The following is a 17,403-nucleotide window of genomic DNA, read 5'->3' on the forward strand; positions in this document are numbered from 1 at the left end:
CCTTGCCGCGCCTTGCTTTCAGATCACTCGCTCCCGTCACCTCTCGATGTCGGAGCCGATGTCTGCCCCGAGTGCAAGGCGATCGCCGAGCTGCTACACGGGCAAGACTGGGCGGGATTCCTGTGACAGCAACAGTTATTGATCTGCAGCAACGTAGGCCGGCTCGGTGAGTCATGACCGAACCACAGGAAACGTCTGAATCGCTGCTGTACTGGGGAACCAATCATCAGGGCGGAACAGCGGATCACTATGCCGGACGCGTGCACGTCGTCTGGCCGGAGAACGAGTTCTACGGCCTGTGCGGCCTCCCCATCGAAGAGATCTGGGAGCAGCGTCCCCCGGTGCCGGACAACCTGTGCACGCTGTGCTGCGTGCGCGCCATGGCTGCTCTGTTCCCGGCATTCTCGGAGTCTCTGTTGGTTCCGTCTTCAGGAAGCGGAAAGCATGAGCTTGCCCCTCAGGATCACCGCGTTGCTCCGGAGAGAGCCACGGAGCGGACCACGTTGATCCCGGCTGTCGAGTCTGCGGACTCGTGCGCCTGAAGGGAATGTCACTGAACGTGCGGAAGGTCAGTCCGCGCTTTCGTTTACGCATCAAGGAAGTGGAGTGCGACCATGGCCGCCAGTCCCGTCGACATCCGTAGCGAAACGGGTGGTCAGCTCGCCGTCCTCGCCGGTCCCCGACGGAGCTGTGCAGTCAGCCGGGCCCGCGCTCCTCGACGACAGGCGCAAGCACATGAGCAACTTGTCCTGGCAGCGCAACCAAAGCCATCCGAGCCATCGGTCGCCAGCGAGACACCTATCCCACCGTTCTGCAACGTTCGTGAACGTGACGACGCCGACCTGATCGAAGCCGTTCGCCATGGAGACGTCGCGGCCTACGGTGATCTGTACTCGCAACACGTTGGCTCTGCTCGCAATCTCGCCCGTCAGCTTTCCCGGACGGTGACAGAAGCCGACGATCTCGTCTCGGAAGCGTTCATCCGGGTCCTCCAGGCGCTCCGCGCGGGAGGCGGCCCCGACTCTTCCATCCGCGCATATCTCCTCACGGTGCTACGGCACACGGCGTACGACAGGACCCGCAAGGAACGCCGAGTCGAGCCGTCTGAGGACATCACGGAAACGGTCGATCCTGCACTCGTCAGCGTCCCCTTCAATGACACCGTGACGGCAAGTGCAGAAAGGGCCCTGGCGAAGAAGGCGTTCGCCGGGCTGCCCGATCGGTGGCGGAAAGTACTCTGGCTGACCGAGGTCGAGGGGCAGACGCCAGCGGAAGTCGCGCAGAGCCTTGAACTCACACCCAACGGCGTGTCTGCGTTGGCGTACCGAGCTAGGGAAGCGCTTCGCCAGGGATATCTGCAAGCTCATTTGGCTGCCGCTCAAGCAAAGCAGTGCGGACCAACGATCGAGGTCCTTGGCTCGTGGACACGAAGTGGCCTGCCGAAGCGACAGGCCAGAGAGGTTGAAGCCCACCTCGACAAGTGCTCTTCCTGCCGGGCGCTGTCCGTCGAACTTGCCGAGATCAACAGTTCCTTCCGTGTCGCCAAGAAGGCGCCCGCGAAGCCTTCTGATCGTCGCAAGAACGTTCGCCAGTCGGGCGCTCGTCACCAGTGCCTCAGGATTGAGACCGGGCACAGCTTCCTCAGCATGAAGCTGGCGAGCTAACCGGCAACACGTCACACGTGACTCCCCCGATTGGGTTGCTTCACGCGCGACCCCAAGGCGGAGGTCGGGTACCGGCGTACGGTTGGGCTCTCCGGAGGCGCCGACCTCCCCCTTGCGGCGCCGTCCGGGCCGCCGCCGACCGGCGCGGTACCCCCAGTCGCGGACCGGTCGGCGGCTTCATTCAGTTCGTCGAACTGAGCAGCACGGCGGCGAGCCCTCCGATGACCAAAAAGGGACCGAGCGGACTGTCGCGGCTCGCCTCAGATCCTCGAACGGCACGCAGCACGAGAAGTGCGATTGCTGCGGAGAGCCAGCCGAGCAGGGTTCCCGTCAAGATGACCGTCCAGCTGACCCAGCCCAGCGCGAACCCCAGCAGGCAGCTGAGCCGGAGGTCACCGCCGCCGAGTCCGCCAGGACGAAGGAAGTACAGCGCTCCGTAGAAGATGAGGAGCGCGAACATGCCGGCCACGGAGCGGATGAGCGGGTAGGCGTCATGGTCGAGCACGGCGGCCAGGCCGAAGAGCGAGGCCAAGAGGATTCCGGTTGGCCAGATCAGCTTGGTGGGCAGGATGCGGGTTTTCCAGTCGATCGCGGCGAGTTGGACACCGGCCGCAGCCAGCCAGGAGTAAGCGAACAGGGCGGGTTCCGCGCCGAGCCGCCAGGCGAGTGCAGAAAACAGAACTCCGGTTGACACTTCGAGCACGGCGGGCGGCGCCAGCCGCTCGCTCCCCGCTGGAAGGAACGAGCCCCGCTCGACTACGACTCGCAGGACGATGGCGAGTACGAACCCGACCAAACCCCAGCCGGCGATGTTGACCGCGGTCACCACGGATCCAGCGCCGCTCGCTTGCTCGCGGGAGTGACATACCCGCTCACGATGTACCCCCTGTGGACCCCTCGTACGGCTTTCCGGTGTAGCGAAGCTACTACTCAGCGACATTTGGACACGTTGTCTTTAGCCCATTCGGGTGAACCTTGTCCAGTTTTCCCTGTTCCGACACCTGTGTCCCCTCATAGGGACATTGCAGTCTCCTAGGGGGCGCCAGGTAGACGTGAGGTGTACCACAGTTAGATCGAAAGGAATTTTCGCAGATCCGAGGGGGTGCACGTGGTCGGGGGCAACGTACACGGCCGCAACGGCCGGCGTAGGGCGGGACTTGCAGTTGCTGGACTCGCGGCGCTGACGTTGGCGGCCTGTAGCTCGAACTCGTCTTCGACGCCTGGGGGCACGACTGGGGTGGCAACTTCGTCGCCGACGACCAGCGCTCCGCCGTCGTCGATGTCGCCGGCAGACAGCGCTCGTCAGCAGGCGACGGCTGCCTACGCGAGCATGTGGCGGCAGATGGCCAAGGCCGGTGAGACCGCCGATTGGCAGTCGCCCGAGCTCGCGAAGTACGCGACCGGCGATGCGCTCGGGGTGATCAACCGCAGCCTGTACACCGATCACCTCAACGGTGTCGTATCCAAAGGCGCACCGACAAATACGCCGCAGGTGTCCAAGGTCGATCCTGCGGACAACCCGACCACGGTCATGATCTCGGACTGCAGCGATAGCTCTAACTGGTTGAAGTACAAGGACGGCCAGTTGGTCAACGACACACCGGGCGGACGGCGCTCGATCACCGCGGAAGTCAAAAAGCAGCAGGACGGCACGTGGAGGGTCACCCGCTTCGCCGTGGAGGGGGTGGGCTCGTGTTGAAACGCTTAGGGATCGTGATCGGTCTTTCTGCAGCCGCACTGGTGGTGAGCGCCCTGCCCGCGCTCGCGGACGACGGATACGGCTTCACCGACTGCAGCCAGTATCCCAACCCTGGGTGCGAACTTGGCGCGGGCAAGAACCCTCATCCGGGGAACGGCAATCAGGGCAACGGAAACGGCAAGCCAGGGAACCCAGGTAAGGGCAATCCCGGCACGGGGCAGTCCAACGCCAACGGTGACACGATCATCGGCGGCAACTCCAACCTGGCCCAGTGCGGCTACGTACGCAGCGATTACCAGGGCCCGCCACCGGGTGGTGCCCAGCCGGCGGCCTTCCATGTTCCGCCGAAGACCGGCACGGTCACGGCGGTGCCCGCGGTGTACCGACCGCAACGCGAGGCGGCGACCGTACAGTTCGCGGTCGCGGAGCCGAGGTTCGCGCAGGCTCAGCCGCCGGCCGGTGCCTGGTACGTGTACAAGTGCACCGGGCCTGGCATCCGGGACACGCTGTACCGGCCGCCGGTTTGGATCGCGGACGGCCAGCCGGGTCCGGCGGCGCTGCCGTCACCAGCCGAGTTGGCGGCGCAGGCGCGGAACCAGCTGCGGCTGCCGACGCCGAAGATCAAGGCTAACCCGGCCGGCGACCAGCTGGTCACCCTGCCGACGTGGCTGTGGCTCGACCGCAGCAGCTGGGGCGAAGTCTCGGCCACCGCATCGGTTCCGGGCGTCTCGGTGACCGCCGTGGCGAAGCCGACCTCGGTGACCTGGTCGATGGGCGACGGTGGCTCGGTTACCTGCACCGGTCCCGGCTCGGCGTTTCCTTCCGGCGGTGACCCGAAGAGCGCCTCACCGGACTGCGGCTACACGTACAAGACGTCCTCTGCCGGTCAGCGGGCCGATGCGTTCCCGGTGACCGCCACGGTGAACTGGACGGTGACGTGGTCGGGCGCGGGCCAGGGCGGCACGTTCCCGAACATGACGACCTCGGCGTCGGTGGCGTTCCGTGTGGCGGAGAGTCAGGGAATCGCGACCGGCTGAACCAAGCCTTCCGCCTCACGAGGCCGGGCGTGCACAACGAAACACCCTGTTGAGAACAAGGCACGTCGAACACCCGAGTCGACGCGTCGCGATGGCTTCATGCCTGAAGGAGGTCGGCGGTGACCACTACCGCAGGTTCGACCGGCACGGACACGACGACGCAGAAACCAGCGTCGGCGAACGCGTGGGCCAGTCGTGACGGCAAGTCTCCTTCGCGCTTAAGCGGTGGCAACCGGCGCCGCAGCGTGCCCTACCTGTTGCTCGGCGTGCTGCTAGTCGTGGTCTGTGCGGCCGGCGGCGTATTCGCCGGAATGCAGCTGGGCGACCGGGAAAGCGTCCTTGCGTTGGCCCGTCCTGTTGCGGTGGGCCAGATCTTGACACCGCAGGATCTCAAACAGGTCAGCCTGGCAGCGGACTCCGGCATGGACGTGATCGAGGCGTCGGCCGCGTCCACTGTGGTGGGACAACCGGTCGCGTTCGGTCTGCCCGCTGGCTCGCTGGTGACCCGCTCCGTCCTCGGCGCGCCGCAGATTCCCGCGCAGGGCAAGGCCATCGCCGCTGTGGGCCTCAAACCGGGGCAGTTCCCGCCCGACCTGTCACCCGGAACAACCGTGGCTGTACTCGCCGGGCCGGGGCAGAGCACGACAACCGGAACGGCAACGGGATCCGGCCAGACGTCGTCGTGGACCGCGGTCGTGACGGGCATCGCCGCGCGCGAAAACGAGCAGACGACGGTGGTTTCGCTGCAACTATCCGAATCGGACGCTCGCGCCTTGGCCTCGTCTCCGGCGGGACAACTCAGCCTGGTCGCGATTGCGGGAGGAGGCCGCTGATGCTCATTGCCGTCTGCTCATTGAAAGGGTCGCCGGGCGTGACCACGCTGGCGACCGCGTTGGGCGCCCGGTGGCCGGGCCAGGAAAACCCGATCGTGGTTGAAGTCGATCCGGCCGGCGGTGACTTGATGGCCCGCTTCCGCTTGCCCGACACCCCTGGACTGGTCAGCTTGGCCGCAGCGGCACGAGGCCGCGGCCACGCTGACCCAAACCTCATTGCCCAGCACACGCAACTCCTGCCGGGCGGCCTCCGAGTCGTCCTTGGGCCAGTCGGCGCCGAACAAACACGCGCAGCCCTGGCAGTCCTCGCCTCGGGACCATCGTCGCCGCTGCGGCGGGCCGCCGACCAGCCGGACACGACGGTCATCGCCGACTGCGGCCGGGTCGATCCTGACTCGCCTGCGTTCCCGATCATCCGGAGCGCGGACGCGATGCTGTTGGTCGCACGTCCCCATGACGACGAGCTCGCGCATATTGCGCTCAAGCTGCAGGCCGCCCAGCAATGGTCGCGCCGTCCCTGCTTCGTGTTGATCGGCGACGGGTACTCGACCGCGGAAGTCTCCCAGGCCCTGCAGATCCCGGTGATGGGCCGGGTTCCGCGCGACGCCAGGGGCGCGGCCGTGCTCTGCGGCCACGGCACCGGTCGACGCCGACCGGACAAGTCCATGCTGGGCCGGGCCGCGGCGAAGATCGCGCTCAACATCTACTCGCACGGGCATGCGCGGACCGCCTCTCACGGCACCCATGCGCCGCACCTGCGGCTGGCTGTTCCCGGTGAACCGATCTCCGGTGCGTCCCTGCAACCGCTCGGGCCGCAAACCCGTAACGGAGCGACGCCATGACCCGGCCCGGACTCGGCGACCCTCGCCTGACGATGTCGGCCAACGGCACCGGCCCGAACCCAGTCGGCGCCCAACACATGCCCGGCCCGGCAGAGCTTCCGCACCGGCCGGCTGGCGAAGCCGCTGCCGTGGAACGGTTCCGGCAGTACCTGCGCGAGCAACTGTCCACCCAGCTCAGCCAGCGCATCAAGAACGACGAGAGCGCCGGCCGAGCCCCGATGGGCGCCGATACGCGCCGCCAGATGGCCGAGGCGATCCTGCAGGACGCAGCGGAGGCGCACGCCCAGGCGGAGATGCGCGAAGGTCAGGACCCGGTTCGGCCGGAGGTTGAGCAGCGGGTGATCGCCTCCGTGCTCGACGAAGTCTTCGGCCTGGCCGGCCTGGAACCGCTGCTGGCCGACACCGAGATCGAGAACATCAACATCAACGGCGACCGCGTGTTCGTCAAGTACGCCGACGGTCGTCGCACCCGGTTGCCACCGGTCGTCGGTTCGGACACCGAGTTGATCGAGCTCATCCGCGATCTGGCTACCCGTAGCGGTGTGGAGGAGCGCCGCTTCGACCGCGGCAGCCCGATCGTGAACTTCCAGCTCCCCGGCGGCGAGCGCGTCTCCGCCGTCATGGCGGTGACCGCAAGGCCGTCGGTGAGCATCCGCCGGCACCGGTTCAGCAAGGTCACGCTGGCCGAGCTGCGCGAGAACGGCACCATCGACCTCGCCCTGGAGAGCATGCTGACAGCGCTCGTGCGGGCCAAGCGCAACATCCTGGTTACCGGCGGCACCGCGATCGGCAAGACCACCTTGTTGCGTGGATTGGCCTCGGCCATCCCGTCATGGGAGCGGCTGATCACCATCGAGGACGTCTTCGAACTCGGTCTCGGCGAGGACGCCAGCGCGCACCCGGACGTGGTGGCGTTGCAGGCCCGCGAGCCGAACATCGAGGGCCAAGGCGAGATCTCGCTGTCGGACCTGGTGTGGCAGTCCCTGCGTATGTCGCCGGACCGGGTCATCGTCGGCGAGGTCCGCGGTCCCGAGGTCATCCCACTGACCAACGCCATGTCCATGGGCAACGACGGCAGCATGGGCACCCTGCACTCCTCCAGCAGTCAGGGCGCGTTCACCAAGCTGGCCGCCTACGCGGTGCAGGGCCCCGAACGACTGCCGATGGAGGCCACCAATCTCCTGGTGGCCGCCGCGCTGCATTTCGTGGTGCACCTGGAAAAGCCCCGCGACGACGCGAGCAAGCGCGTCGTGTCCTCCATCCGCGAAGTCGTCGGCGCCGACAACGCCCAGATCATCAGCAACGAAGTCTGGCGACCTGGCCCTGATCTGCGTGCCGTGCCCGGCGCGCCGCTGCGCACCGACACCCTCGACCTGCTCGTTGACGCCGGCTACGACCCCGACTTGTTCGAACGGCGCGAAGGGTGGTGGAGGCCGTGACCACCACAGCCGCCCTGTTCGGCCTTCTTGGCGCCGGTGCAGCCGCCGGCCTCCTGCTCATCCTGGTCGGCTTGCGCGGCCGGCCTGCTCGCCCAGCGACGCCGTCACGGCTGAACCTCTGGCTGGCTGCACGGCACGACCGCAAACAGGTCGGCCTGCTCGTCCTGGCCGTCCTCGCCGGCCTGGCAATCGGCGCCGTCACCGGTTGGGTGGTCGGGGCCATCCTGACCGTGCTCGCCGTCATCGGCCTGCCGCGGATCCTCGGCTCGAACGTCGACCACAAGCACCACCTCGAACGCATCGAGGCGATCGCCGGGTGGACGGAGATGCTGCGCGACACCCTCGTGGCCGCGGCCGGCCTGGAACAGGCCATCCTCGCCACCGCCCCGGCCTGCCCCGAGGCGATCCGCGAGGAGATCACCGAGCTCGCCGTCCGGCTGGAACGCGGCGAACGCCTCGCCGCCTCCTTGCGTCACCTCGCCGAACAGCTACGCGACCCGACCGCCGACTTGGTGATCTCCGCGCTCGTGCTGGCCTCCGAGCACCAAGCCCGGCAGCTGGCCGCTTTGCTCGGCGAACTCGCGAGCGAGGCGCGCGAGCAGGCATCGATGCGGATGCGGGTCGAAGCCGGCCGCGCCCGTACCCGAACCAGCGTGCGCGTCATCGTGATCACCACGCTGTCCTTCGCCGTCGGGCTGGTGCTGCTCAACCGCGGCTACCTCGCCCCTTACGACTCCGCGTTCGGCCAGATCATGTTGCTGTTCGTCGGTGTGCTGTTCGCAGTGGCCTTTGCCTGGCTGGCAAGGATTGCGCGCCTGCGCGAGCCCGAGCGGTTCTTGACCGAGCTGGGCGCGATCCGGCCACACGACGCCGATGAGGACGCCGATGACCTCCTTATCAGGAAGGGAGCGTCGTCATGATCAGCGCGTTGCTGTGGGGAGCCGGGCTCGGCATCGGTTTGTGGGCACTCGCGGTCTACGCGTTCCCGCCACGGCCGCCGCTGCGCGCCTTGGTCGACCGGCTGCACACAAGGCCGGCGCCACCACCGATCCTCGCCACGGACTCCGACGGCTGGGCGCTGCGCGTCGGCCGCCCATTCGTCAAACCGTTGGCTGCGCTCGGGTTGCCCAACCGCAAGCTACGCAACGATCTCGCGGTCACCGGCAAGAGCGTCCAACACCACCTGGCGGAGAAGGCCACGTTGGCGCTGACCGGGCTGCTGTTGCCGATCCTGATGCAGCTGGTGTTCGTGGTGGCCGATATCGGGCTCGGCTGGGAAGTCCCCGCGGTCGCGAGTCTTGTCTTCGCCCTCGGCGGGTTCTTGCTTCCGGACATCAGTGTCCGCCAGGAAGCCGAGCGGCGTCGCTCGACGTTCCGGCATGCCCTGTCGGCGTACCTCAACTTGATCCGGGTGCTGTTGGCTGGTGGTGCGGGAGTCGATGGCGCGCTGTCGGATGCGGTGCACATCGGCAAGGGCTGGGCCTTTCAACAGCTTCGTCGAGCCCTGGTCACTGCCAAGCTGACCCGGAGCACACCCTGGTCCACCCTCGGCCAGCTCGGTGCCGAACTCGATGTGCACCAGCTGTCCGAGCTCGCGGCGTCGGTGAGCCTCGCCGGCACCGAAGGCGCCCGCGTCCGCGCGAGTCTCGCGGCCAAAGCGGCGGCGTTGCGCACCCGCGAACTCACCGACGCCGAAGGCGATGCTCAGGCAGCCACGGAACGGATGAGCCTGCCCGTGGTGATGCTGTTCGGCGGGTTCTTGCTCTTCATCGGGTTCCCGGCGCTGGCAAGCGTGTTGGGAGGGCTCTAAGTTCCTCGACTGTCCACTTTGTACTGAGATCTACAGGAGAGAAGCTGATGTTCACCGAAGTTCAAGTTCTCATCGCTCGTATCCGTGTCGAGCTGGAGCGACTGCGCCACGACGAAGGCGGCTACTCGACCGAGACCGTGGTGGTCACCGCTCTGTTGATTGCGCTCGCGATCGCCGCATTGGCGCTTCTCGCCGCTGCCGTCCTGAAGAAAGCCGGGGGAATCACTCTGTAGGCCGGTGCTGACCATGTCGCGACAACGCAGCCGGACTGGCACGCCGCACACACACGGCCGTCCACGGGAGACTCGTGTGCGAGCGGCGCTGCGCAGGTTGCGTTCTGATGAACGGGGTTCCAGCACGGTCGAGCTCGTCATCGCCACGCCGCTCCTGTTGCTGCTGATCTTGCTCATCGCCCAGTTCGCGCTCTACATGCACGCCACTCACGTCGCTCAAGCCGCCGCATCGGAAGCCCTGTCTGCGGCGCGGGTGTCCGGTGGCAGCGCTGCCGCCGGCAACACCGAAGGGCAGCGGGTGCTCGCCCAGCTGGGAAGTGGCCCGCTGCGAGGGACGTCGGTGAATGTCCAGCGTGGACCGACCCAAGTATCCGTGACGGTCACCGGGACGGTGATCAACGTGATTCCGTTCGCGACCTTCACGGCTCATGCCGAAGCCGTTGGGCCCGTTGAGAAATTCACGCCGCCCACCGGAGCGGGGGCGCCATGATCACGATCCGCCAGTGGTCCACGGTCGCACGGGCGGCGTGTGCGCGAGTCCGCGTGCTGCGCCGTGACGAACGGGGTTCTGTCGCAGCCGAGCTCACTCTGCTGACTCCGTTGTTGATCCTGCTGCTGTTGTTCCTTGTCTTCTGCGGCCGGCTGGCCGACACCAAGATTCGGATCAACGACGTCGCGCACCAGGCCGCCCGTGCCGCCACCCTGGCCCGCACGCCCTCGCAGGCCACCGCCAACGCCCAGGCCACGGCCAGCGCCGCGCTCGCGTCTGCCGGGATCACCTGCCAATCTCTGACGGTCTCCACCGACACCCAGGGACTCAAACCGGGCTCCACGGTCACGGTCACCGTCTCGTGCAGCGTCGGTCTGGGAGATCTGACCTCGCTCGGCGTGCCCGGCAGCCGGACCTTCGAATCCAGCTTCTCCTCTCCAGTTGACGTCTGGCGCGGGACCTCGACACTCGCCCAGGCCGGAGGCGCGCCATGAGGTTCGTTGCGTCGCTTCGCCGTCGCGTGCGCGGGCTGAGAGACGACGAAGACGGTCGGGTAACCGCCTTCGTTGTGATCATGGCGGTCGCCGCGTTGCTGTTCTCCGGGCTCGTGCTCGACGGCGGACTCGCCCTCGCGGCGAAGGTCCGCGCGATCGGCGAAGCGCAGGAAGCCGCACGGGCCGGCGCCCAGGAAATCGACCTGACCGCCTACCGCGCTGACGGGACCCTACGTCTGCTTCCGCAACAAGCCAGTGCCGCAGCCCGCAATTACCTTGCCGCTGCGGGCCACGCCGGCACCGTGTCGGTCGCCGGCAACACAGTCAACGTGTCCGTCACCATCACCCAGCCCACCCAGCTGCTCGGCCTTGCGGGCCTGGCCTCGATCACGGTCACGGGCACCGGGCAAGCCCAGCCACAACGCGGAATCTCCGGAGTACTCCCATGAGTCTCCACCGGCACCCAGTGCAACCCATCCACCGGAAAGGAGCCCAGGATGGCAACGACGGATGAAGAGATCGAACGCCGGGTCGAGGAGAACGACGCCCCTCGCACCGCAGAGCGAAAGGCTGCCGCGAAACGCGTGCGCCAGCTCGCACGGCAGCGGGCTGAGGCAGCCGAGAAACTTGCCGATGTCGAACGCGAACTCGGCGACGTGCTCGCCGAGTCCAGCGATGTGATCGGCGTCGAGGAACTGGCCAAGTTCACCGACGTCCCGGCCGCCGACCTCAACCAGTGGCTCAATGGCCGTAGGACGACCCGTCCCAAGCGCAAGCGGACGACCGCCAACTCCTCGGCCGCCAAGGACCATGCGAACCACACACCGCCGACCGCGACGACCGCGGCGACCGGCCAGCCCTCCAAGCAGGCGGAACTCGCTTCCTCCCGCACCGTCGAGGGCACGGCCGTCCGCATTCCGGAACCGGTGACCTGACCGCCGACCCGAAATCCAGTACGTCCAAGGAATCGAGCACGTCGTGACCGCACATTCGCAGTTCTCCCGCAGGAAGCTGACACGGCCGGGCACCACCCGCCCCATCTGGTCGGTGCTGTCGGCCACGGTCCGGTTCGTCCGCGGTCTGCTCGCGCTCGTCGTCCTGCTCGCGCTCGTGGCGGGCCTGCCCTGGGCCCTAGTGCACTTCGTGGGGTGGCCGCTGCCCGACCACGTGCCGACCTGGGGCGAGATCCAGGCGACGCTGCTCAACGCCATGAGCGCCCAGTTCCTGCTCGACACCTTGGCCGTGCTCTGTTGGATCGTCTGGTTCTTCTTCGCCGTGGACGTCGTGCGCTGCACCGTCGACGCCGCTCGTGGGATCACCTGGCCGCAGGTCCGCCCGCCCGGCCCGTTGAACGGGTTGGCCGCGGCGTTGATCGGCACGATCGTGCTGACCCTGCTCGGCAGCCGAGCCCCGTACACAGCGCCGTCTCCCACCGTCGCTGCCTTGACCGGGGAGTTCGCGCCGGTCGCTGTTGTCGCACCGCTGCACCCTGGGCCGGCCGCGTCGACAACCGCGCAGCCCTCCGTTGTGGTTACCCCGACGACGTTGGTCATCGATCGCACCGCGCCCGCTCCGCCCGGCACGGTCCAGGTGATTGAGCAAGTCCGGCTTCCACAGGACGGGATCTACGACAGCCTGTGGCGCATCGCGGAGCGCATCTACGGGCCCGGCGGCGGCAATCGCTGGCACGAGTTGTTTCAGCTCAACCGCGGTGTCGAACAGCCCGACGGCCGCACACTGACCAATCCCAACCTCGTCCGGCCCGGATGGAAGATCATCGCCTACGTCCCCACACCAGCCGACCAGCCACAACCCGGTGAGCAGCCACCGCAGGTGCCACCTGAACAACCGCCACCACCGACGAGCACCGCGCCGACCACACCGCCACCGTCAACCCAGCCCGCGCCGAACACCGCCCCGGCGCCGACCGCAACGAACGAGGCCGGCGACAGCAACGGACAGGCCGGCTCGGGCATAGACCTGCTGACCGGTGTGTTTGTCAGCCTCGGCTTGGCCGGCGCGATTACCGCGGCCATGGTCTCCGTACGGATGCGGCGGCGGCGCCGCTACCGCATCGGCAGCGGTGACCGCGCCGACCTGCAGCGCCCGATCGCGCCGGTAGTCCGCGCCCTGCGCGCTGCGCACGACCGCCAAGATGACGGCGATCAACGGCCGGACGACGAGGTGGAATTCGTCGACCTCGCGCCAGCCCCACCCCGGATCCACATCACCGCGGCCGGAGCTCTCGAACCCGACGACGAACCGACCCCGGTACCGGCGCGAGTCGGCGTGCGGGGCGATCGCGAACTCGCGTTGAACCTCGCCAGCACCCGCGGCCTCGGCTTGGCCGGCCCCGGCGCCACGGCCGCCGCGCGCGCCCTGCTGCTGCACCTGATCACCGAACAACAGCCGGGCAACGGCATTCGCGTGCTCGTGCCCGCCAACGACCTGCACCTCGTTTTCGACGGCGCGGACGTGGCGAACCTGCCGTCCACCGTTCACGTCGTCAGCTCGCTCGACGCCGCCCTCGACGAGATGGAAGCCGCTCTGCTGACCCGGACCCGGCACGTCATCGAGGAAGGCACATCCCGCACAGCCCCCGCCGCGATCGTGCTGCTTGCCAGCCCCGAACCCCACGCCGAACGCCGCCTGCAAGCCGTCCTCGACAACGGCTCCACTCTCGGTCTGGCCGGGGTGCTTCTCGGCCCATGGCGCCCCGGCGCCACCGTGCGCGTCCGCGTCGACGGCACCGTCAGCGTGACCAGCCCCGGTCTCGGTGACGCCCTCGCTGGCACCCGACTGTTCAACCTGCCTGCCACCGACGCCACCGAGTTGCTCGCCGTGCTCCGGGAGGCCGAAGTCCCCGCCGACCCCACCGCAGACGATCATGCCGATCTCGTCGGCGAACAGCCGGAACCGCCCGTGGGCGACCATCAGGACGACGTGGTGACGGCCGCTCCTGTTCCCGAGCAGCGCTCGGTCGAGGACATGACGCACCTCGAATCGACCCGTCCACCCACACCGGTCGAAGGTCGGCAGGCCGCGCCGGTACCGAGCCTGCACGTGCTGGAGGTCCAGCCCATCCCCGTGGAGGTCCAGCCCACCGATGCAGCCTCAACCGCCGCTGCGGCCAATCGCTCGGACGATCACCAGGTGGCGACCGACGATGGCCAGCACACCAGCGACCAGCCATCGCGGAGTGCGCGGCCGTCGATGCCGAACCACGCCGACCAGTCCCCGGCTGGGCGCCCACTGCACGTACTCATGCTGGGACGTCTCCAGCTCACGCTGCAGGAGGACGCGGGCGACCGCGAGCTCAACGGCGCGCTCACGCCGAAGCAACGGGAACTGCTCGTCTATCTCGCACTGCATCCCCAAGGCGTTCGCCGCGAGGTCCTCAACGAAGCCGTCTGGCCCGACAGCCGGCCGCCGCGGCCCTACAACAGCTTCCACAACACCCTGTCGATGCTGCGCCGAGCGCTCAGCGACGCCACGAACGGCCTGCTCGGCAACGCCGTCCTCAACGACGACGGTCGTTATCAGCTCAACACTGACCTCGTCGTCGTCGACTACTGGCAGCTTCAGCACGCTCTACTGACGCCTCGCCAGGACAACGAGGCTATCCAGGCCCGGCTGCACGATGCCGTCCAGTTGTATCAGGGCGACCTCGCCGAGGACCTGCTCGTGCCCTGGATTGAACCGTTCCGCGAGGCCACCCGGCGCGACGTCCTCGACGCGCTCGGCGCATTGATCCGCGCACACGGCGACTCCGACCCGGAAACGATGCTCACCCTGCTGGAACGCACCCGGAGGCTCGACCAGTACAACGAGGGCGTCTATCGCGACATCATCCGCACCCAAGCCCGACTCGGCCAGTACGCCGCCATCCCGCGGACTCTCGCGCTCCTGACCACCACGCTCGGCGAGATCGATCAACACCCCAGCGCCGACACGCTCAACCTCGCCGACTTCCTCCAGCGCCGCGGCAGCACCCGCCGGCCGGCCCCCACCGACAACGCCGCAGCCAGCTGAACCCGCCGCCGTCGACGACAGCCACGCTTCAGTCCGGCTGTTCGTCGTCCGGCGACTGCTCGCCGTCCGCTTGTGCCCGTTGCAGGCGTTCGATCAGGTCAAGATTCTCTTCGGCCCAGTCGATGAGTGGCCGCGACCGATCCAGCAGGTCCGCGGCAGCCTTCGTCAGCGAGTACACCACCGACCGCGGAAATGTTCGCTCCTCGACCCGGTCCACCAACCCGGCGGTCTCCATCCGACGCAGCGTCCGGCCCAACGCTCGGCTCTGGATCTTGCGTTCGGATCCCGTCCACGGATCGAACGTCGTCATTTCCTGGATAGCGGCGTACAGCTCGTTGTAGTGCAGCGGACCAGCGCTCAACGCCACCAAAGTGTGCGTAATCCACTCGCCATTCAGCAGGTGGCGGAGATCCCGCGACCGCTGCAGAAACCTAGCGTCCCCCGTTACCATAAAGCACTCCCCGCTCATCTTCGTCGGCTCGCCCGCACCCCGCCCCCGCGGTACTAGACGAGCCCCCAGAATCAACGAAATCCCATCGCCTCCTTTCCGACCAGAGGGCGTATAATTTCGGTCGTCATCAGCTACCTCGGTGATCAGCGTCAAGGTTGTCAACGCTACGCCAAACGAGGTACCCGGCGCAGCGTATTTCTACTTAGGACGAACCAGCGTCACCACATCGAGTGACGAACTAGTAGATCAACCACACTCTCCGTGAGCACTTCGGACCGTCCCCGTGACATACCAGGCGACAGTCCCAGTCACTTGCCCGTTAGAGCGGTAGCCCCTCGACTCGCAGAAGCACCTGCTCAGAGGGTCCGCAGGGCCTACCGAAGCAACGCCCGACTCGGTGGCCGGCAGGCATATGAACAGTCGATTTGGGTGGGTGGTCGCCTGCCGTAGCTCTTGACTCGGTGGTCACCTTGGCTGCTCTGGTTACGATCTCTTCATACCCCCACTTTCCGCCGTGCGATGACCCATGCATTACCGCGCCCTTGCGGCTCGCTTGCCGCGGTCGCGCCCGACTGCCGCGCGCGTCTCGGTGATCAACCTCCATCAATTCCGATGTCTGTTTCAATTCGCATACGATTGCCAATCGTGCTTGACGAGCACAATTTCGGCCGCACGTCAATACTCGAACCATGATTCGAGTCTTCTTTAGGCTGAATCGCGCTAGCGGGAACCCAATTAAAGCGCTCGCGATTCGCCATTTCTCGGCATTTCGCCATTCAAAACCACAAAAACGCAAGAGATGAGCTGTCCGCTCCGCCGGGCGTCGCCGTGCCGGCCGCTGTCCGCTCCGCCGGGCGTCGCCGTGCCGGCCGCTGTCCGCTCCGCCGGGCGTCGCCGTGCCGGCCGCTGTCCGCTCCGCCGGGCGTCGCCGTGCCGGCCGCTGTGGCTCTTCTATGCCTGACTCCGTCGGTCCGGACCGATCAGCCCGGATGAGTCCGCGCGGCTCTGACCAGCAGATTTGAACCACGAGGTCACGGAACGGTAACGGCAAGGGCTCCCAGGCTTGCAAAGTGTGGACCCAAGGTGTGTACTTCTACATGTCGACTCCACATCAGGAAGTCAACAGATCGAACCGAGAGGGTGAGGACCAGGGCACGGCGTCCCTGCGAGCTCTCCGATTCGGGTCAGTACCTCCTTCCGGGTGTCGAGATGACAGTAGTCCCGTAAAGCGCGGGCAACGGCTTGGGCCGTGCGGACAGCAGCGAAACCGTGCAGAGCAGCGTGAAGAACGACGCGTAGCCAAACGCGCATTTCTAGTCTGGAATGCGTAGTAACTGCGCTTGCAGCTTCGCGACGTAAAGCTCTTGCTATAAAGCGGAGAAGCGCGCATAAATGGCATACCTGCCACAGGTGTGTCCCCAAGATAAGTCAATGGTGGTCTAGCACCGAAAAACGTCGCAATGTGTAGGCGTTCGGGGTTGTCTTAGGCGGTTGCCGAAATTGGGTTTCTCTGGTTTGAGAGCGTCGCTCTCGCCTGCCCATAGCACGCCAAACCCTTACGGACATGGTTCCTTGCGTTGCGCGCTAGACATAACGGCTTATCCCAACAGAGTTTTAGAGACTCAGGGAATGTGCCACCGGAACGCGCAACCCTCGCCACGCGAGTAGTGCCGTATTGCACGGATACAGGATGTGTCCCCTTTGCGGAGATCTCGCAACGGCGAGGATTGCGCGTTTCGGTGCCAGCTCACAACTGGCCTGAATCGCTGTCAGCCAACCACTTTTCGCACACGAAACGGAGTACCGCCATGACTATGACTCTGATCGATTGGTCTGCCCGGATTAATGCCATGGCGGACGCTCTGTCCGTTCCCGACGGCGGATTTTCCGTCAACCCGAACGACGGTTCTGACCTCAGTGCCGGCTATGCGGTCGCCGTGCACCCGGAACACGAACGCGTTTTCGACGGACCCGTGACCAGCAACGACCTACACGAATACATCGCGCAAGCGAAAGACGCCCTGACGCTGCCCGGTCGCGTTCTCGGCGGATGGCGCGACCCTGCGACCGGTCACGTCTACCTGGACGTTTCCGTCGTGACCGCAGATCTGGCCGAGGCAATGGCGCTCGCGCGGGAAACTACACAGCTCGCCATTTTCGATTTTTCCGCCATGGAATCCATTCCGGTTGCGACTCCGGTCGCGGCGTGAATCAGGGGGCAAACAATGAGTGTAGCCACCGTCATGATCACCGATGGACAAGCGCGACGTATCGCGTCCGATTGGCACGGCGGTATGTCGTCCGCCCTGTATTCCCTCGCGTCATCCGGCGCGATTGACCTTGACCGTTTGCGGGATGAGATCTCCCGCGAGCTGCGGC

Annotated in this window: 18 protein-coding genes; 16 read left to right on the top strand and 2 right to left on the bottom strand. The window is 66.7% G+C overall.

Annotation, left to right across the window (positions count from 1 at the left end; translation table 11 throughout):
• Positions 1–173: 173 nt before the first annotated feature.
• Positions 174–542 carry a hypothetical protein gene (locus tag ABD156_RS29010; protein ID WP_344280620.1) on the top strand — a complete coding sequence of 123 codons (369 nt, stop codon included), beginning with the start codon at positions 174–176 and terminating at the stop codon, positions 540–542.
• A gap of 72 nt (positions 543–614) precedes the next feature.
• Positions 615–1,664: a sigma-70 family RNA polymerase sigma factor gene (locus ABD156_RS29015; RefSeq protein WP_344280623.1), complete on the top strand. Its 1,050-nt coding sequence runs from the start codon at positions 615–617 to the stop codon at positions 1,662–1,664.
• A gap of 181 nt (positions 1,665–1,845) precedes the next feature.
• Here ABD156_RS29015 and ABD156_RS29020 read toward each other — a convergent pair whose 3' ends face one another.
• Positions 1,846–2,490, bottom strand: a complete 645-nt coding sequence (locus tag ABD156_RS29020) for a prepilin peptidase (RefSeq protein ID WP_344280627.1) — start codon at positions 2,488–2,490, stop codon at positions 1,846–1,848.
• 453 nt (positions 2,491–2,943) lie between these two features.
• Here ABD156_RS29020 and ABD156_RS29025 point away from each other — a divergent pair, with 453 nt between their 5' ends.
• The 13 genes from ABD156_RS29025 to ABD156_RS29085 all read left to right on the top strand — a co-directional run bounded on the left by ABD156_RS29025 (position 2,944) and on the right by ABD156_RS29085 (position 14,573).
• Positions 2,944–3,363: a hypothetical protein gene (locus ABD156_RS29025; RefSeq protein ID WP_344280630.1), complete on the top strand. Its 420-nt coding sequence runs from the start codon at positions 2,944–2,946 to the stop codon at positions 3,361–3,363.
• Between the two features lie 14 nt (positions 3,364–3,377).
• Positions 3,378–4,400 carry a hypothetical protein gene (locus ABD156_RS29030; protein ID WP_344280633.1) on the top strand — a complete coding sequence of 341 codons (1,023 nt, stop codon included), beginning with the start codon at positions 3,378–3,380 and terminating at the stop codon, positions 4,398–4,400.
• A 119-nt stretch (positions 4,401–4,519) separates the two neighbouring features.
• Positions 4,520–5,233 carry an SAF domain-containing protein gene (locus tag ABD156_RS29035; protein ID WP_344280636.1) on the top strand — a complete coding sequence of 238 codons (714 nt, stop codon included), beginning with the start codon at positions 4,520–4,522 and terminating at the stop codon, positions 5,231–5,233.
• Positions 5,233–6,075 (top strand): CpaE/TadZ family protein, encoded by an 843-nt coding sequence (locus ABD156_RS29040; protein WP_344280639.1) that lies wholly within the window; start codon positions 5,233–5,235, stop codon positions 6,073–6,075. The genes ABD156_RS29035 and ABD156_RS29040 overlap by 1 nt, the downstream gene beginning before the upstream one ends.
• Entirely contained in the window at positions 6,072–7,514 is a 1,443-nt protein-coding gene (locus ABD156_RS29045; protein ID WP_344280642.1) for a TadA family conjugal transfer-associated ATPase, read from the top strand. The genes ABD156_RS29040 and ABD156_RS29045 overlap by 4 nt, the downstream gene beginning before the upstream one ends.
• Positions 7,511–8,434 (top strand): type II secretion system F family protein, encoded by a 924-nt coding sequence (locus ABD156_RS29050; RefSeq protein ID WP_344280645.1) that lies wholly within the window; start codon positions 7,511–7,513, stop codon positions 8,432–8,434. The genes ABD156_RS29045 and ABD156_RS29050 overlap by 4 nt, the downstream gene beginning before the upstream one ends.
• Positions 8,431–9,324, top strand: coding sequence for a type II secretion system F family protein (locus ABD156_RS29055; RefSeq protein WP_344280648.1), 894 nt, complete (start codon positions 8,431–8,433; stop codon positions 9,322–9,324). Before ABD156_RS29050 ends, ABD156_RS29055 begins: the two co-directional genes overlap by 4 nt.
• Before the next feature lie 47 nt (positions 9,325–9,371).
• Complete coding sequence (locus ABD156_RS29060; protein WP_344280651.1) at positions 9,372–9,557, top strand: hypothetical protein; 186 nt, start codon at positions 9,372–9,374, stop codon at positions 9,555–9,557.
• Between the two features lie 76 nt (positions 9,558–9,633).
• A complete protein-coding gene (locus ABD156_RS29065; protein WP_344280654.1) occupies positions 9,634–10,047 on the top strand; it encodes a TadE/TadG family type IV pilus assembly protein in 414 nt (137 codons plus the stop codon).
• Between the two features lie 53 nt (positions 10,048–10,100).
• Positions 10,101–10,541: a TadE/TadG family type IV pilus assembly protein gene (locus ABD156_RS29070; protein ID WP_344280657.1), complete on the top strand. Its 441-nt coding sequence runs from the start codon at positions 10,101–10,103 to the stop codon at positions 10,539–10,541.
• On the top strand, positions 10,538–10,990 hold the full coding sequence (locus ABD156_RS29075) for a TadE/TadG family type IV pilus assembly protein (protein ID WP_344280660.1): 453 nt from the start codon (positions 10,538–10,540) through the stop codon (positions 10,988–10,990). Before ABD156_RS29070 ends, ABD156_RS29075 begins: the two co-directional genes overlap by 4 nt.
• 48 nt (positions 10,991–11,038) lie before the next feature.
• A complete protein-coding gene (locus tag ABD156_RS29080; RefSeq protein WP_344280663.1) occupies positions 11,039–11,476 on the top strand; it encodes a hypothetical protein in 438 nt (145 codons plus the stop codon).
• Between the two features lie 43 nt (positions 11,477–11,519).
• A complete protein-coding gene (locus ABD156_RS29085; protein WP_344280666.1) occupies positions 11,520–14,573 on the top strand; it encodes an AfsR/SARP family transcriptional regulator in 3,054 nt (1,017 codons plus the stop codon).
• A 28-nt stretch (positions 14,574–14,601) separates the two neighbouring features.
• Here ABD156_RS29085 and ABD156_RS29090 read toward each other — a convergent pair whose 3' ends face one another.
• Complete coding sequence (locus ABD156_RS29090) at positions 14,602–15,024, bottom strand: winged helix-turn-helix transcriptional regulator (protein WP_344280669.1); 423 nt, start codon at positions 15,022–15,024, stop codon at positions 14,602–14,604.
• Between the two features lie 1,814 nt (positions 15,025–16,838).
• Here ABD156_RS29090 and ABD156_RS29095 point away from each other — a divergent pair.
• Positions 16,839–17,234, top strand: a complete 396-nt coding sequence (locus tag ABD156_RS29095; RefSeq protein WP_344280672.1) for a hypothetical protein — start codon at positions 16,839–16,841, stop codon at positions 17,232–17,234.
• The last annotated feature ends 169 nt before the right edge of the window (positions 17,235–17,403 follow it).

The organism is Amycolatopsis albidoflavus, from assembly GCF_039525725.1.
GTDB classification, from domain to species: Bacteria; Actinomycetota; Actinomycetes; order Mycobacteriales; family Pseudonocardiaceae; genus Amycolatopsis; species Amycolatopsis albidoflava.

Excerpts from the sequence above, each read along its gene's own strand:
- ABD156_RS29015 (WP_344280623.1), top strand. The coding sequence starts at position 615 with ATGGCCGCCAGTCCCGTCGACATCCGTAGCGAAACGGGTGGTCAGCTC.
- ABD156_RS29055 (WP_344280648.1), top strand. The coding sequence starts at position 8,431 with ATGATCAGCGCGTTGCTGTGGGGAGCCGGGCTCGGCATCGGTTTGTGG.
- ABD156_RS29010 (WP_344280620.1), top strand. The coding sequence starts at position 174 with ATGACCGAACCACAGGAAACGTCTGAATCGCTGCTGTACTGGGGAACC.
- ABD156_RS29040 (WP_344280639.1), top strand. The coding sequence starts at position 5,233 with ATGCTCATTGCCGTCTGCTCATTGAAAGGGTCGCCGGGCGTGACCACG.
- ABD156_RS29075 (WP_344280660.1), top strand. The coding sequence starts at position 10,538 with ATGAGGTTCGTTGCGTCGCTTCGCCGTCGCGTGCGCGGGCTGAGAGAC.
- ABD156_RS29080 (WP_344280663.1), top strand. The coding sequence starts at position 11,039 with ATGGCAACGACGGATGAAGAGATCGAACGCCGGGTCGAGGAGAACGAC.
- ABD156_RS29090 (WP_344280669.1), bottom strand. The coding sequence starts at position 15,024 with ATGGTAACGGGGGACGCTAGGTTTCTGCAGCGGTCGCGGGATCTCCGC.
- ABD156_RS29025 (WP_344280630.1), top strand. The coding sequence starts at position 2,944 with ATGTCGCCGGCAGACAGCGCTCGTCAGCAGGCGACGGCTGCCTACGCG.
- ABD156_RS29045 (WP_344280642.1), top strand. The coding sequence starts at position 6,072 with ATGACCCGGCCCGGACTCGGCGACCCTCGCCTGACGATGTCGGCCAAC.
- ABD156_RS29060 (WP_344280651.1), top strand. The coding sequence starts at position 9,372 with ATGTTCACCGAAGTTCAAGTTCTCATCGCTCGTATCCGTGTCGAGCTG.
- ABD156_RS29095 (WP_344280672.1), top strand. The coding sequence starts at position 16,839 with ATGACTCTGATCGATTGGTCTGCCCGGATTAATGCCATGGCGGACGCT.